At 44.0% G+C, this 15889-nt stretch carries 17 protein-coding genes; 10 read left to right on the top strand and 7 right to left on the bottom strand.

From position 1 onward, the window contains the following. Positions 1–79: 79 nt before the first annotated feature. Positions 80–1531, top strand: coding sequence for a TrkH family potassium uptake protein (locus J8M00_RS26495; RefSeq protein WP_023400970.1), 1452 nt, complete (start codon positions 80–82; stop codon positions 1529–1531). A 253-nt stretch (positions 1532–1784) separates the two neighbouring features. Further along, positions 1785–2462 (top strand): PilZ domain-containing protein, encoded by a 678-nt coding sequence (locus J8M00_RS26500; protein WP_023400971.1) that lies wholly within the window; start codon positions 1785–1787, stop codon positions 2460–2462. Between the two features lie 55 nt (positions 2463–2517). Here the strand turns inward: J8M00_RS26500 and trkA are convergent, their stop codons facing one another. The 4 genes from trkA to def are packed head-to-tail and all read right to left on the bottom strand — an operon-like array spanning position 2518 to position 6680. Then, positions 2518–3894 (bottom strand): Trk system potassium transporter TrkA, encoded by a 1377-nt coding sequence (gene trkA, locus J8M00_RS26505; protein WP_211013388.1) that lies wholly within the window; start codon positions 3892–3894, stop codon positions 2518–2520. Between the two features lie 18 nt (positions 3895–3912). Next, positions 3913–5196, bottom strand: a complete 1284-nt coding sequence (gene rsmB / locus J8M00_RS26510) for a 16S rRNA (cytosine(967)-C(5))-methyltransferase RsmB (RefSeq protein WP_211013389.1) — start codon at positions 5194–5196, stop codon at positions 3913–3915. Then, a complete protein-coding gene (gene fmt / locus J8M00_RS26515) occupies positions 5196–6140 on the bottom strand; it encodes a methionyl-tRNA formyltransferase (RefSeq protein WP_211013390.1) in 945 nt (314 codons plus the stop codon). Before fmt ends, rsmB begins: the two co-directional genes overlap by 1 nt. A 30-nt stretch (positions 6141–6170) precedes the next feature. Further along, positions 6171–6680, bottom strand: coding sequence for a peptide deformylase (def, locus tag J8M00_RS26520; protein ID WP_211013391.1), 510 nt, complete (start codon positions 6678–6680; stop codon positions 6171–6173). 116 nt (positions 6681–6796) lie between these two features. Here def and J8M00_RS26525 point away from each other — a divergent pair, with 116 nt between their 5' ends. The 6 genes from J8M00_RS26525 to hemF all read left to right on the top strand — a co-directional run bounded on the left by J8M00_RS26525 (position 6797) and on the right by hemF (position 11781). After that, the gene (locus tag J8M00_RS26525) at positions 6797–7909 is read left to right on the top strand and encodes a LysM peptidoglycan-binding domain-containing protein (RefSeq protein ID WP_211013392.1); all 1113 of its coding nucleotides are present in this window, start codon (positions 6797–6799) and stop codon (positions 7907–7909) included. 25 nt (positions 7910–7934) lie between these two features. After that, positions 7935–9014 carry a DNA-processing protein DprA gene (gene dprA / locus J8M00_RS26530; RefSeq protein WP_211013393.1) on the top strand — a complete coding sequence of 360 codons (1080 nt, stop codon included), beginning with the start codon at positions 7935–7937 and terminating at the stop codon, positions 9012–9014. A 2-nt stretch (positions 9015–9016) separates the two neighbouring features. After that, entirely contained in the window at positions 9017–9490 is a 474-nt protein-coding gene (locus J8M00_RS26535; RefSeq protein ID WP_023400979.1) for a DUF494 family protein, read from the top strand. A gap of 222 nt (positions 9491–9712) precedes the next feature. After that, positions 9713–10291 carry a DNA topoisomerase family protein gene (locus J8M00_RS26540; protein ID WP_211013394.1) on the top strand — a complete coding sequence of 193 codons (579 nt, stop codon included), beginning with the start codon at positions 9713–9715 and terminating at the stop codon, positions 10289–10291. Then, a complete protein-coding gene (locus J8M00_RS26545; protein ID WP_211013395.1) occupies positions 10278–10853 on the top strand; it encodes a Sua5/YciO/YrdC/YwlC family protein in 576 nt (191 codons plus the stop codon). The genes J8M00_RS26540 and J8M00_RS26545 overlap by 14 nt, the downstream gene beginning before the upstream one ends. A gap of 4 nt (positions 10854–10857) precedes the next feature. Next, positions 10858–11781 (top strand): oxygen-dependent coproporphyrinogen oxidase, encoded by a 924-nt coding sequence (hemF, locus tag J8M00_RS26550; RefSeq protein WP_211013396.1) that lies wholly within the window; start codon positions 10858–10860, stop codon positions 11779–11781. 54 nt (positions 11782–11835) lie between these two features. On the opposite strand, the gene J8M00_RS26555 is transcribed toward hemF, so the two are convergent. After that, on the bottom strand, positions 11836–13443 hold the full coding sequence (locus J8M00_RS26555) for a methyl-accepting chemotaxis protein (RefSeq protein WP_211013397.1): 1608 nt from the start codon (positions 13441–13443) through the stop codon (positions 11836–11838). A 104-nt stretch (positions 13444–13547) separates the two neighbouring features. Then, on the bottom strand, positions 13548–14009 hold the full coding sequence (locus J8M00_RS26560; RefSeq protein ID WP_211013398.1) for a group II truncated hemoglobin: 462 nt from the start codon (positions 14007–14009) through the stop codon (positions 13548–13550). A gap of 26 nt (positions 14010–14035) precedes the next feature. Between J8M00_RS26560 and aroE the strand changes: the two genes are divergently transcribed. Both aroE and J8M00_RS26570 read left to right on the top strand, forming a co-directional pair. Further along, the gene (aroE, locus tag J8M00_RS26565) at positions 14036–14845 is read left to right on the top strand and encodes a shikimate dehydrogenase (protein WP_211013399.1); all 810 of its coding nucleotides are present in this window, start codon (positions 14036–14038) and stop codon (positions 14843–14845) included. A gap of 1 nt (position 14846) precedes the next feature. Next, the gene (locus J8M00_RS26570; protein ID WP_211013400.1) at positions 14847–15086 is read left to right on the top strand and encodes a DUF1488 family protein; all 240 of its coding nucleotides are present in this window, start codon (positions 14847–14849) and stop codon (positions 15084–15086) included. On the opposite strand, the gene J8M00_RS26575 is transcribed toward J8M00_RS26570, so the two are convergent. Next, positions 15072–15602, bottom strand: coding sequence for a gamma carbonic anhydrase family protein (locus J8M00_RS26575; RefSeq protein WP_211013401.1), 531 nt, complete (start codon positions 15600–15602; stop codon positions 15072–15074). The two genes, J8M00_RS26570 and J8M00_RS26575, sit on opposite strands and share 15 nt — an antisense overlap. Between the last annotated feature and the right edge of the window lie 287 nt (positions 15603–15889).

Raw genomic sequence — 15889 nt, forward strand, 5'->3', positions numbered from 1 at the left:
TTTGTAGGGTTATGAGGTTTACTAACGCCTAAGTGTATTAGACAATCAGATCTAATCATAACAACAAGCGATCTGCGTTATGCAATTTCGTACCATCATAAAAATACTCGGTCAATTAGTCGCACTGTTTAGCTTGACTATGGTACCACCGGCACTGGTCTCTTTGATTTATAAAGATGGTGGAGGTGTACCATTTGTTTTGGCCTTTATCTTTAGCGTGCTAATTGGCTTAATGGCCTATTACCCAAACCGTAAAGAGCGCGGAGAGCTCAAAGCCCGAGAGGGTTTTTTAATCGTGGTTTTATTCTGGTTAGTACTGGGCTCGTTTGCCTCTGTACCCCTGATTTTCCTCGATGAACCTAATTTATCCTTTGCCGATGCTGTTTTTGAAGCCTTTTCAGGGCTGACAACGACAGGTGCAACCGTTTTGACCGGGATTGAATACTTACCCAAGTCGGTGCTGTTTTATCGTCAGCAATTGCAATGGCTTGGCGGTATGGGGATCATTGTACTTGCGGTTGCAGTGCTGCCTATGCTTGGTGTCGGTGGTATGCAGCTCTATAGAGCCGAAACACCGGGCCCAGTCAAAGACTCAAAAATGACGCCGCGTATTGCCGATACGGCAAAACACCTCTGGTATATTTATGTGGCGTTAACAGCAGCATGTACGCTGGCGTATAAGGTTGCAGGCATGGGGTGGTTTGACGCGATTTGCCATGCGTTTGCGACCATTGCCATCGGTGGCTTTTCGACTTATGACGCTTCAATCGGTCACTTTGACAGCCCGATGATAAACTTTATTTGCGTCGTCTTTTTGTTGATTGCGGCCATTAACTTTTCCCTTCACTACGCCGCAGTTGCTAGCCGAAGTGTCCGTGCTTATTTACGCGATCCTGAATTCAAAGTCTTTTTGTTTATTCAGCTTGCGCTGGTGGTGATCTGTTTTGCTGTGTTGTCATCTAACCAAGTCTATAGTGATGGTGATGAAACCTTAGATCATGCGCTATTTCAGGCGGTATCAATTAGTACCACAGCTGGATTTGCGACGGATAGTTTTTCCGCTTGGCCATTGTTTTTACCAATTTTATTGATTTTCTCGAGTTTTATTGGGGGATGCGCAGGGTCAACTGGTGGGGGAATGAAAGTAGTTCGCGTATTCTTACTTTATCTACAAGGGATCCGGGAGCTAAACCGATTGGTACACCCCAGAGCGATTTATTCAATAAAGTTAGGCAGAAAAGCGTTACCTGATAAAGTCGTTGAAGCTGTATGGGGGTTTTTCTCAGCTTATGCTTTGGTATTTGTGATCATTATGATAGCACTCCTAGGTACAGGACTTGATAACATTACAGCGTTCTCTGCGACAGCAGCGTGTCTAAACAACCTTGGCCCCGGGTTGGGTGATGTAGCGGCTCACTATGGAGATATCACTGACACAGCTAAATGGATATTAACTCTAGCCATGGTGTTTGGTCGTTTAGAAATATTTACTCTACTGGTGCTATTTACACCAACGTTCTGGCGTGGTTAGACGGACCATTTGCCTTTTGTTTTACCAAGGCGAGAAGTGCCTTGGTAAAACAATATTGTTTAACCCTCTGTAAAGTTATGCCCCGCCCAAAAGTCTGACTGCGTCAGTGCAAACCCATTATCTAGTGTGAAACCATACGAGAAAGTTAAAGTTTTTGATTGTGGAGACGATAATTCATAGTAATTGTGCGATGGCGTCATAATTTGGCGTCATACTGCTAAAATAAACAATGGAAGCGTTAGAGGTATTTGGCATGACTATAAATGAGCTGGCAGAGAATCGTTTGCAGGTATTACAGATGCGAGCGGGCAGTATTGTAGATATGGAGATTGTATTGCCAGCAAATCGCAAACGGATAAAAACCGAGTTTGTAGGTGCACTTGAAAATCAGTTTATCATTCTAAATCAACCTAGCCATCAACGCTTAGGTGCTGCTTTGGACTACGTTAAAGAAGGCACTGAAGTGATTGTCCGTGCTTTGCCTGAAGAAGGTGAGGGGCAAATCATCGCTTTTAAGGAGACTATAAAGGCGGTAACGACTCACCCAGCTCGACTCATCTATCTTTTTTATCCTAATGAGGTTCAAACTTATAAGTTGAGAGCACAAACTCGCATTCCGACTTTGATCCCTGCGGTACTCAGTGTTGAGGGAAAAAGTGAGGTGGGTGTGATCAAAGATATCTCATTGGCTGGGTTGATGTTTGATGTACAAAAAACGCATTTGCCGGATGATTTAAAAGAGCTGACTTGTGAAATTTTAATCGAAGGAAAAGGTGCACAAAAATCGACGTTGACTGGTAAAGTTTGCCGTGTCAAAGAAAGTAATGAAGACACGGTATCACTGGGTATCCACCTAGAAAGTCAGGATGAAAAAGTGCAAGCGATACTAAAAGACTATTTGATTGATATCTCAGCACTGGGTCATGAATAATAGACAGAGGGTGATGGCATTACGGAGCATAACCGGGAATGCCATAAAGCACCAATTAAACAAATAGTGCACTGACTTGGAAGAGCTTTTCTACAACGCCAATTTGCTTTTTATCAATCAAGAACATGATCACATGGTCGCCAGATTCAATAACAGTATGGTCGTGCGCGATCAATACCTCTGAGTCTCGGACAATGGCACCTATGGTTGTACCATGGGGCAGTTTAATATCTCGGATCGCCCGCCCCACGACTTTGGACGTATTTTCGTCGCCATGTGCAACAGCTTCAATGGCCTCCGCCGCGCCCTTACGAAGAGAGTAAACATTGACAATATCGCCGCGACGCACATGTGTCAGCAGTGCTGAAATAGTGGCTTGCTGCGGCGAAATGGCAATGTCTATTTCGCCCCCTTGGACGAGGTCAACATACGCACTTCGCTGGATAAGCACCATGGTTTTTTGTGCTCCCATGCGCTTTGCGAGCATAGCTGCCATAATATTAGCTTCATCGTCGTTAGTGACGGCGATAAAGACATCTACTTGCTCAATATGTTCCTCAGAAAGTAGCTCTTGATCAGAGGCATCACCACAGAAAACGACGGCATTGTCGAGCATCTCAGAAAGTTGAGATGCACGGCTGTGATTGCGTTCAATGAGTTTAACACTATGGTTTTTCTCTAGTGATCGAGCCAAACCTGCACCGATATTACCACCGCCGGCAATCATAATTTTTTTGTATGACTGCTCAAGTTTTTGCAGTTCATTCATTACGGCGCGAATGTGCTTTGTTGCGGCGATAAAAAACACTTCATCATCTGCTTCAATAACTGTGGTACCTAGGGGCTTGATAGCTTTACCCTGACGGTAAATTGCCGCCACGCGAGTATCTACATTGGGAATATGCTCTTTCAAAGCTGAGAGCGCATAGCCAACGAGTAGGCCGCCGTAATAGGCTTTCACGGCCACTAAAGAGAGCATGCCATCGGCAAATTGCAGTACTTGTAATGCGCCAGGATAATCAATTAGGCGACGAATATACTTGGTCACCAGTTGCTCAGGAGCAATATAATGATCTACAGGTAAATCGTCGTTATGAAACAATTTTTCGCGATAGTCCAAGTATTGCTCGGAACGGATCCGAGCAATTTTTGTGGGCGTATTGAAAATACTATAGGCGACTTGGCAGGCAACCATGTTCACTTCATCTGAACTGGTTACGGCAATGATCATATCAGCATCTTCGGCACCTGCCTGCCTGAGCACTTCAGGGTGGGCACTGTGTCCATTGACACCTTGCAAATCATACTTGTCTTGTAACTCTCGAAGGCGTTCGCCATCGATATCGACAACGGTGATTTCGTTTTGTTCACCGACTAAGTTTTCTGCGAGGGTGCCGCCGACTTGCCCTGCGCCTAAAATAATGATTTTCATAGCTCAAACTTACAACGATTATTGTTTTTGTATCTTGGCGTAATAGAAGCCATCCGTGGTACCTGGCAATAATTGTAAGCCGGGTTGTTCAATCTTATCTTCAGGGTGCAGTGCAATATGTTGCGCATCACCAGTACGACTTAAGAAAGCGCTGATCTGCTGGTGGTTTTCTTGCGGAAGTACTGAGCAAGTGGCATACACTAAGGTCCCTCCCGGTTTAAGCAGTGGCCAAATTTCATCGAGTATTTTTGCCTGTAAGGCTGCCAATTCATCGATATCAGTCGCACGTCGGAGCCACTTTATATCAGGATGACGACGGATCACGCCAGTTGCAGAGCAAGGCACATCCAAGAGGATACGATCAAATAATTCGCCTTGCCACCAGTTGTTAGGTTCGTCAGCGAGGCCGTGTACACAGTCTGCTTCCAAAGAGAGCCTATTGAGGTTGTCTGCAACACGCTCCAAACGTTTTTCATCGGCATCTAAAGCGGTTACTTTGGCATCCGCGAGCTCTAAAATGTGGCAAGTTTTACCACCTGGTGCTGCGCAGGCATCGAGAATGTTATCGCCATCTTGCGGTGCTAATAATCGCGCTGCCATTTGCGCTGCTGCATCTTGAACGGAGCATGCGCCATGCGCAAAATCAGGTAGCTTTGTGACATCGACCGGGTGCGTTAGTAAAATGCCATCTTCGTATTCATTGCAAAGGATATGGTCGATTTCAGCCTGATCAAGGCGTGCAGAATATGCTTGAGTATGATCGTGGCGCTGATTGACTCGCAGCCACATTGGTGCTTGCTTTTGGTTTGCTTCCAGGATCTCAGCCCAAGAGTCCGGATAAGCGGCTTGTAGCTTTTTAATGAACCAACTAGGGTGATTATACTGACATACTAAGATGTCATTGGCACTTTGTTCTATGGTTGCTTGCTGGCGTTGAAAGTTACGCAGCACAGCATTGACTAGGCCTTTCATGCCGGGCGCACCCAAAGGTTTAAGCGCGTTCACCGTTTCTGCAACTGCAGCATGTGCAGGAACACGCATATGCTGAAGCTGATAAATTCCCACGTATAGCAAAAACTGAAAGACCCGGCGCTTACCGCGCAAAGGTTGCTCTAGCAATTGCTGGCAGTAGTTTTCAAGGCTAGGTAAATAGCGCAGTACGCCATAACATATTTGCTGCAGTAACGCGCGGTCCTTGAGTGGTAGCTTTTGGCTAGCGTAAGGAAGTTGTGTACTGAGCGAGTTGCCTTTATCAACTACTTGGAATAGCGTTTGTGCCGCTAATGCACGTACATTCGCCATTATGCACCCACCTTGTTACCGGGAGTTACCCAGTCAGCACGACCATTTAAAAAGTCTTGTGCAGACATTGGTTTTTTCCCCTGCGGTTGCAGCTGGGTTATTTGCAAAGCATGGGTACCACACGCAATAACAATACCTTGTTTATCTGCACGTAATACTGTGCCTGCTTCACCTTGCATATCGACGACATTGGCCTGCCAGATCTTTACCGTTTGAGACTGCATTTGTGTAAAACACATAGGCCAGGGGTTAAACGCGCGAATGTTTCGCTCAATTTGTATCGCGTCCATATCCCAGTCGATATCAGCTTCTTGTTTTGAAAGCTTTTGTGCGTAATTTGACAGTGCGTCGTCCTGCACCTCAGGTGTTACTTTTCCGGCTGCCAAATTATCTAGGGTTTCAACTAATGCTGAAGGGCCTAATTCCGCTAGTTTTGCATACAAGCTGGCACTGGTTTCATTTACGTCGATTGGACATGTGGCGATATGCAACATATCTCCTGTGTCTAACCCTTCATCCATTTGCATGATGGTCACACCGGTTTCGTTATCACCAGCCCAAATTGCGCGTTGGATAGGAGCGGCGCCTCGCCATCTAGGCAAAATGGAACCATGCACATTGAGACAACCTAACTTAGGTGTTTCAAGAATGGTTTTTGGTAACAAGAGACCATAGGCGACAACAACCATGACATCCGCGTTTAGCGCAGCCAATTGTGCTGCAGCTTCCTCATTTTTGAGTGACGCAGGCTGAATAACTGGCAGCTCATGCTCTAAGGCGAGTGTTTTGACTTCACTAGCTTTAAGTTTTTTCCCGCGACCCGCTGGTTTGTCTGGTGTGCTGTAAACTGCAACGACTTCGTGATGAGAGTCGAGCAATGCTTGAAGGTGGCGTGCAGCAAAATCTGGCGTGCCCGCAAATACTATACGCAAAGGGTTATTCACGAATAAATTGTCCAATTAATATTTGAATGATTATGCTTTTGCCGCAAGGCGGGCTTCTTTTTCTATTTTCTTTTTAATGCGCTGACGCTTAAGTGGCGATAAGTAATCAATAAAAAGTTTGCCTACAAGGTGGTCTAATTCATGTTGCACACAATTAGAAAGCAGCTCTTGTGCGTCAAACTGATATTCCTCACCGTGCTCATTAAGTGCTTTGACGGTGACTTTTTCAGCACGATCAACTTTTGCATATGAATAAGGAACAGACAGACACCCCTCTTCGCATACCATGTTCCCTTCAGATGCGACAATTTCAGGGTTTATTAATACGTACGGCTCGTTGCGCTCTTCTGAAACATCGATAACCACAATACGTTGATGAATATCAACTTGTGTTGCTGCTAAACCAACACCATTTTCATCATACATGGTCTCTAACATGTCTTTGACGATTTGACGGATTTCATCATTTACTTCTTCAACGGGCTTTGCAACTGTACGCAAACGCTCATCTGGAAATTTAAGCACTTCTAACTTTGCCATGGATACCTTTTACAGTCGTTATAAATGGGGTAATGTATGCTCTTATTTTAGCCATTCACGTTCCCCTTTAACAGGTTTTGGTGGATAATATCTAAAAATAACTCAAGGAATTCGGAATGAAATCTCAATTTGCAGCCTTAATACTGGCAGCAGCTGCTGTATTCCCTGCTATTGCCGATACATTAACGGTTAAACCTGATGCGCCCAAGCGATATGTTGTGAAAAAAGGGGATACGCTTTGGGATATCTCGAGTTTATATTTAAATAGTCCATGGAAGTGGCCTGAGTTATGGCAACAAAACCCTCAAATTAATAATCCACATCTCATTTATCCTGGTGATATTTTATCTCTCGGGGTAGATGAGCACGGAAATCCGGTATTAATAATTGATAAAGGGGTAAGAAAACTATCCCCGAGTGTGCGTATCATCGAGGCAAAAGGATCGGCAATTCCAACTCTGCCTCTGTCATTGCTGGAGCCATATTTAAGCTACGATCAGGCACTTGATGAGGGAGATATTGCTGTCTTTCCAATCATTTTGGGCTCTAACAAAAACTTTAAAATGAGTGTGACAGGACATCTTTTGTATGTGAAGGGCGACCTAAAACGTGGTGGTAACTATGGTATTTATCGTCAAGGCAAGCCTTATAAAGATGGCTTGCGGACTTTAGCATATGAAACCATGCTGGTGGGCACTGCTCGCGCACTTGAGCCGGGCGATATCGCTGATGGGGTGCCTAGTACGGTTAAAGTTGAAACGGTAAAGCGAGAAATTAAAGCTGGAGATTTTGTAATGCCATTATCTCAGGGGCAAGACCACAAGGCCAACTTTAAAATGAGCAAGCCAAGCCAAGGTGTTGAGGGGGAGATAATTGCCAGTAGCAATCAGCACAGAGAATTTGGCCCGATGTCGGTTGTTGTGCTTAATGTTGGCAGCAAGCAGCAGTTGGTAGAAGGCAATGTACTCGATATTTTTCGTCAATCTCCAACCGTTGTAGAGCGTGACGGCACACCAAAGTATATCGAAGATTCAAGCAGTTTGGATAAACTGATTGGCGATGTAGGCTCGTGGTTTGGAGAGGGAAATAGTGAAAATAGCACAGTATGGCATATGCCGAGCGAAAAAGTCGGCGAGCTGATGTTATTTAAAGTCTATGACAATATTAGTTACGCAATGGTCATGAAAACATCGCAACCTATCCAAGTAGGAGACAGCGTAACGAATTGATTAATAAATTGCTCAAGGAGGGAGCATGACCACAATATCATTGAGAGAGGCGCTAGCACTTCACCTTTGTCGTGGGTTGGGAGTGAGTACTATTTTGGCGCTACAACAAAAAGTCCCTCTACCTGACGTTTTTACGTTATCAAAAGCTGATCTTTGCCAATTAGGGCTCAATGAAAAGCTGGCGCAGCAACTCATCACCACAGATTGGTCTCACGTCGACCGGATCATTGAACAGTGTACAGCCCTAAATATTCATGTCATTCATTACTTTGATGAACAGTATCCCGCAGCATTGACACATATATGTAGTCCTCCTTGGTTATTATTTTGTCGGGGTAATAGAGCGCTATTGCATCAACCTCAAATAGCCATTGTTGGCAGCCGCAGTGCCTCCCGTATGGGAAAAGAGATTGGCTATGATTTTGCACGCCAGTTAGGAGAGGCTAATTTTGTTACGACGTCGGGGATGGCACGGGGGATTGATGGAGCGGCGCACTGTGGTGCATTGAGTACGTCGGGCGGGACCATTGCTGTGATGGGGACTGGAGCGGACGTAGTTTACCCAAAACGTCATACGGAATTGTATTGGCGCATTGTTGAGCAGGGGCTCATAGTGAGTGAGTTTGTGCCTGGAACCTTACCGCATGGAGCTAATTTTCCTCGGCGGAATCGAATAATTTCAGGGTTATCCTTGGGGGTGTTGTTGGTCGAAGCCGAAATAAAAAGCGGTTCACTGGTGACTGCACGATATGCGATAGAGCAAAATAAGGAAGTTTTTGCTATTCCAGGTTCGATACGTCACAGTCTATCTGAGGGGTGTCACTTTTTGATCAAGCAGGGCGCCAAGCTCACTGAAAATGTCAGTGATATTATCGAAGAGGTGAGCTTTTTACCCGAAAACAGTCTATATATTATAGAAAGTGAGAGAAAACAGGAGACTTGCCCCGTTTTGCAAAATCTCGGTTATGAGGTAACTGACGTCGATACCTTAGCGCTGAGGACCCAGTGGCCAGTAGAGCAGGTACTTGCCAGACTATTGGACTTAGAGCTTGAAGACAAAGTAGAACGTGTATTAAACGGCTACATCAAATTAGCGAGGGGTTAAACATGTTTGATATCCTGATGTATTTATTTGAGAACTATATTCATAGCGAAGCGGATATCTTCGTAGAGCAAAATCAACTAACAGACGAATTAGTAGGTGCAGGCTTCGACCAAGCTGAAATATACAAAGCATTGGATTGGTTAGAGCAGCTTGCCGATCTTCAACACAGTGATGAGTTTCCTTATCTCAATGCCAAACCTGACTCTGCGATACGTATTTATACTCAAGAAGAGTGCCGTGTATTAGATGTTGAGTGTCGTGGTTTTTTAATGTTTGTAGAACAAATTGGTGTGATAGATTGTACAACAAGAGAAATGGTCATTGATCGAATGCTGGCGTTAGAAAAGTCATCTATCTGCCTTGACGATTTGAAGTGGGTGATATTAATGGTGCTATTTAACGTGCCAGGTAAAGAACATGCATATGCACAGATGGAAGATCTGATCTTCGAACAGCCATCAGGGCTATTGCATTAACAGGTTTACGGCATCTTTGAGAGATCAAAATGCCGTATCAAATCAAAGCTAGTTCAGTACGTCCTCTAAGCTTCGACGTGCGATTCATAACATTCTCTTTATTTTTCTTCAGCTCACTGAGATATATGTCGCAAACATTTAGACCTTCGAGCGTGTTTTAGTTGTCCTTATATCGATACACAGTAAAATAGCACAGTGTGTGCACAGTTTAAGGTGAGTAAAATGAGCAAAATTGATCACTCTCTTTTTAATGCGGATCAACATGCATTGGAAAAGGAGTATGAAGTCTGCCCAAAATGTGGTTCAGAGTTGGTGGTCAAACATTCTAAAAACGGGGCTTTTCTTGGCTGTGCCAGTTACCCGACATGTGATTATATTCGCTCTTTTGCTCATCATGACAGCCATGACATTAAAATATTGGACGATGCACCTTGTCCAGAGTGTGGTCGCGACCTCGTGATAAGAAATGGTCGATACGGTATGTTTATCGGTTGCACAGGTTATCCAGAGTGCCATTTTATTGTGCATGAAGAAGAAGAGGAAACACAGGCGTTTCCAGCATGTCCAAAATGTCAAAATGGGCACTTACAAAAAAGACAGAACAAATATGGCAAGTTTTTTTACGCGTGTGACGCTTACCCTAAATGTAAATATAGCTTGAATCAGCTCCCTGTTGCACACCAATGTGAACAATGTGATTGGCCCGTCATGGTACAAAAAAAGCGTGCGGGTAAAGCTATGCTACAATGTCCGCAAAAAGCTTGTCAGCATATGATTGAGGATCCCTATGAATCACAATGAAAACCAAACAACTAAGCCGCAAACAGCCATTGAAGCGTTGCGCCAAGGCGAGTTGATCTGTTATCCAACAGAAGCCATTTTTGGGCTGGGTTGTGATCCAGACAGTGAAAGCGCAGTCCACAAACTATTGGCACTGAAAGAACGTCCAATTGAGAAAGGGCTGATTTTGATTGCCGATAACTTTGCTCAGTGCTTAGACTATGTTGACGATGCAAAAATTCCAATGGACAAGCGTGCCGAAATATTTTCAGCTTGGCCTGGGCCCGTGACTTGGGTATTGCCTGCAAAGTCGACAACACCCAAATGGCTAACTGGTGAGCATACAAGTATTGCTGTTCGTGTGACTGATCACCCCGTTGTTAAACAACTATGCAAATCATTTGGTAAGCCTTTAGTCTCAACCAGTGCTAATTTTAGCGGCGAAGAGCCAGCTATGACGATTGCGCAGGCCCAGAGCATGTTTGGTGATCGGGTTGGCTATTATCAAGAGGGTGAGCTAGGCGGGCGTAATACACCCAGCCAAATCCGCGATGCAATGACTGGTCAAGTATTTAGGAACTAATGACGTGAGTAAAGTGAATTTAGAGACGGTTAAAGCGTTTTTATTACAGCTTCAGGATGACATTTGCCAAGGATTAGAACAAGCAGATGGCAGCGGTAAGTTTGTTGAAGATAGCTGGGAGCGGGCAGAAGGTGGCGGCGGTCGAACTCGAGTGCTTAAAGGCGGTACAGTCATAGAGCAAGGTGGAGTTAATTACTCCCATGTTTTTGGGGCGTCAATGCCTGCTTCAGCGACAGCACATCGCCCTGAGTTAGCTGGCAGAAGTTTTCACGCGTGTGGTGTTTCTTTGGTGATCCACCCAAAAAACCCACATATACCAACTAGCCACGCAAACGTACGCTTTTTTATTGCTGAGAAAGAGGGAGAAGCGCCGATTTGGTGGTTTGGTGGTGGCTTTGACCTAACGCCTTTTTACCCTCATTTGGAAGATGTAAAACATTGGCACCAAGTGGCGAAAGACTTATGCACACCGTTTGGTGACGAAGTTTATCCGAAGTATAAAAAATGGTGTGATGATTATTTTTACCTGAAACATCGTGACGAAACTCGCGGGGTCGGAGGGTTATTTTTTGATGATTTAAATGAGGAAGGCTTTGATAAGAGCTTTGCCTTTATGAAAGCGGTAGGGAAAGGTTTTTTACCAGCCTACACGCCAATCATCTCGCGAAGAAAAGATATGCCTGTAAGTGAACAAGAGCGTGAATTTCAACTTTATCGCCGTGGCCGCTACGTTGAATTTAATCTTGTATGGGATAGGGGAACTTTATTTGGATTACAAAGTGGTGGACGTACTGAGTCTATACTGATGTCTATGCCACCGTTGGCGAGATGGGAGTATGACTTTACACCTGAAGCCGGGTCGAATGAAGCTAAACTATATGAGCATTTCTTGAAGCCCCAAGATTGGTTAAACATTGATGTGTTATAAAAGTAATTAGTGTAATAAAAAAGGAGCTTAATGCTCCTTTTTTATTTGTATGGATTAATTTAGTTTAAAGCCTCTGACCTGCTCATCTAAAGAACGAGCTAACTCCAACAACTCTTCGCTGACACGTTTACTACCATGGGCGTCTTCTAACGATTGCTCTGCGTTGTCTCGGATAGCGACAACACTTTGATTGATCTCTTCTGCCGCCTGATTTTGTTGCTCAGTAGCGTCGGCAATTTGGACATTTAGCGCATTGATCTCATGCATTTGAGATGAAATATCTTTAAGTGCCTGTGCGACCTGTTGCACTTGCGCTGCTCTATCATCTGCTTCAGCGCAAGAGGCGTTCATGGCACTAACGGTTTGCTCTGCTTCTTGCTGAAGCTTGTCTATGGTACGACGGATTTCGTCGGTAGAATCGTGAGTGCGGGTAGCAAGGGTTCTGACTTCATCTGCAACTACCGCAAATCCTCTACCTGCTTCTCCCGCGCGTGCCGCTTCTATCGCGGCATTGAGAGCAAGTAAATTGGTTTGCTCGGCGATACTGCTGATCACTTCAAGTACTTTTCCGACAGCCAGCGTTTGTGTTTGTAATTGACTGACTTGATTTGCCGCATCGCGAATATCACCAGCTAACTGATTTATACTTTGCTCGGTGGTATGCGCAATCGACATACTTTGTTCAGCAAGGTGATTGCTACTGTCGGATTTTTCAGATGCAAAGTGAGTGGTATTTTTTACTTCACTGGAAGAGCTTTCCAGCTCGTTAATTGCTGCTGCTACTGAATCGGTTCCCTGCTTTTGCGATTGAATTGCTTCTTCTGTGGTCTCAGCCGCTGTGTAAATATGCTCTGCCGAGTGTATTAATATTTTTGATGAACGGGATACCTCGGCAATGTTCTCTTTAAATGCGGACATCATTTTATTGAAATTAGTCGCTAAGCGGCCCAATTCGTCATCTATTTCATCATGAATTCGCAAACTTAAATCTTGGTTGGTTGTGGCTAGGCGCATTGTTTTGCCGAGTTTCTTTAATCTGACGATAAAGAGCTTACGAAATAGTGTACCGAGAATAAAAAAAGCGGTGGCAAATATGGCGGTAAGTATAGTTGTGCTAAATATCGTGTTCTCGTCCACAGTTGTGTCTATATCTCCAAGGGAATAGCTAATTTTCACTGCGCCCAATACATCTCCCTCTTTTGCCTGATGACAGCCAAGACAATTGGTCCCTTTATAATCGGCACTTGCAACCATAGGCTTCAGATAGGTCATAACGCGCTTGTCACCACGTTGCTCAATCACTAACAGTTCTTCTCCTTTAAGAGCGGCATGTTCTGCATCTGTTTGAGGTGATTCGTTTGCGTTGCCCTGACCGTAAAGTTTATTTACCAGCTCGCCACGTACGATATGCGCATCTTCTATATTTTCATGATTACGCAATTTAGCGCCAAGAATATGCCTGTTAGACATAGTACCTGTGAGCATCATGGTGTTGATAGAATCGAAATAATTATCGGCCAATAATCGAATATTGGTTTCTACAGTTTGCTCGGCTAGGTTCTTTTGTTGACTGCTATTACTAATAATACTGGCAACCAAGACCAGTACACCGGTAATGGCGAGGAGAGCATATATTTTATGTTGAATAGACTTCACACGCATCGCACCTACTATGAAATAAGCGTTCATTATGCGTGTGAATAATTAAGCAGGGTTTGACTCAGCGCAAAAGTCGCTGAGCTAATGCAAATTTATAAATAGCAACTTTAGTCTTGGTTAATCATATGTGTCGCCAATTGGGCAAGGGATTTACGCAACCCTTCTCGTAGCAGAGGATTATCAATTTCCGTATCTAGTGCTTTATCCATACAGTACATCCATTGATCACGTAACTCTTTGTCAATCGTAAAGGGCATATGTCGCATTCTCAAACGGGGGTGTCCATATTTCTCGACAAACAGATCTGGGCCACCTAGCCAACCGGACAAGAACTCGAAAAAAACTTGGCGGATCCTATCAAGTGGCAATGGGTGCATGTCGTAAAGCGGTTTTGCATAAGGGTCACTTTCCATGATGTCATAAAAGCGATTTGCCAATGCCAATGCGCCACTTTCACCACCAATTAGCTCGTAAGGTGTTCGTTCTGGGGTCGGCGCTTGATGATTTTGAGATGTCTTAGGATCTTCACTTGCATCTTTATTAAAGATACGTTTAATTAACTGCTTCATTCACTATCACTATTGTTAGGCTAAAAATGGACAAATATGCGGTTTTTGGTAACCCGATAAAGCATTCTAAATCGCCTGAGATTCATTCGCAATTTGCTTCTGGTCTCAACGAGCAGATCGAATACACTGCTATTTTGGCGCCAGTAGATGGATTTACGCTTAGTCTCAAAGACTTTTTTGCATCAGGAGGGAAAGGGGCTAATGTCACTTTACCCTTTAAAGAAGAGGCTTATGCATACGCAGATACCCTTACTGACAGAGCAAAGTTAGCTGGTGCCGTAAATACTTTAAAATTACAAAGCGATGGTTCTATACTTGGTGACAATACCGACGGGGCAGGGCTAGTCGCTGATTTGCAAAGGCATCAAGTGCGGCTACAAGATAGCGTAGTATTATTGTTAGGTGCTGGTGGTGCTGCTAGGGGTTGTATTTACCCATTACTGCAAGCAGGTGTAAAACGTATTGTTGTGGCGAATCGAACGGTTGCAAAAGCACAGCAACTGGCTGCGCTGTTTGCACCTTATGGAGAAGTGCATGCAGTGTCACTCAAAGAGATCCCTAGCTTAGCGTTTGATGGTGTTTTAAACTCAACATCATCAAGCGTTACCGGTGATATACCTAATATAGAGGGAGAATTGGTAGCAGGTGTGAGCTGGAGCTACGATATGTTTTATTCTGACCAGCAAACCAGCTTTTTAAATTGGGTGGCAGACCATAATTCGCAATGTCAGCTTATTGATGGTATCGGTATGTTGATAGGCCAAGCGGCAGAAGCTTATTCCGTATGGAGAGGAAAACTTCCAAATGTTGAACCGGTACTAGCGAAGGTCAAATAATATGAACCAAGCGATATTATTTAATGATGATATTCACTTTGATGCGTCACGCCGGAGATTAGTCTTCACGGCAATGGTATCAGGGATGATTGTGCCTTGCGTAGTTGAAGTCCCTGAATCTGAAGTCGAGCCAATAATGCACTTTAGAAACCATCAATTTGATTATGAAATGCAGGCCGAAGAGCTCATCGAAGATGAGCATTATTCGTCGTCAGGAGAAGTAGAGTTAACTTTCCTGTAGATATTCATCTTTTAACTCGACGTAGTTTTGAGCTGATACCCTTAAAAAAGCGAGCTCTTGTTCTGTGAGTTTTCGGGCTTGCTTTACTGGACTTCCGACATACAAATAACCTGATTCAAGGGTTTTATTTGGCGGTACTAATGCGCCTCCACCGATAATAACATCATCTTCAACGGTCACATTGTCCATGACGATGGCTCCCATACCTACTAAAATGCGGTTACCTAATTGGCAGCCATGCAGCATGACTTTGTGACCTACAGTGACATCATTGCCTATAATAAGTGGATAGCCGTCTGGATTAGACTGACTTTTTCGCGTCAAATGTAAAACACTTCCATCTTGCACATTGGTGCGCTCACCAATTTTGATGTAATTGACGTCACCACGGGCAGCAACCAGTGGCCAAACACTACTATCTTTACCAATACTGATGTCACCGACGAGTACTGCGCTTTCGTCTACATATACCCCATTAGATAATTTAGGGGCGATACCTTTGTATGTTCTTAACATGTTATAAGACTCTCGAAACAATATGGACCTAGTGTAGAGTTTAATTATCGAAATCTCTATAGTGTGAGTAAAACCTATCAAAGTACACTAAATGTACTATTTTAATGTTTTTAGGTTGATAATTACTCGAACAGCCCATTTTAATAACTTTTCTTAAAAAAGTACTTGCACAATTTCTTAAGCCCCCTATAATGCGCACCCACTGACACGGCGGGACGCAAACAAAAATGCAAACCAAAGTGAAGGGGAAAGTTAAACGGAAAGCTTAATTAAGAGAAATTAAATTT

This window comes from Pseudoalteromonas luteoviolacea (assembly GCF_018100925.1).
GTDB lineage: Bacteria > Pseudomonadota > Gammaproteobacteria > Enterobacterales > Alteromonadaceae > Pseudoalteromonas > Pseudoalteromonas obscura.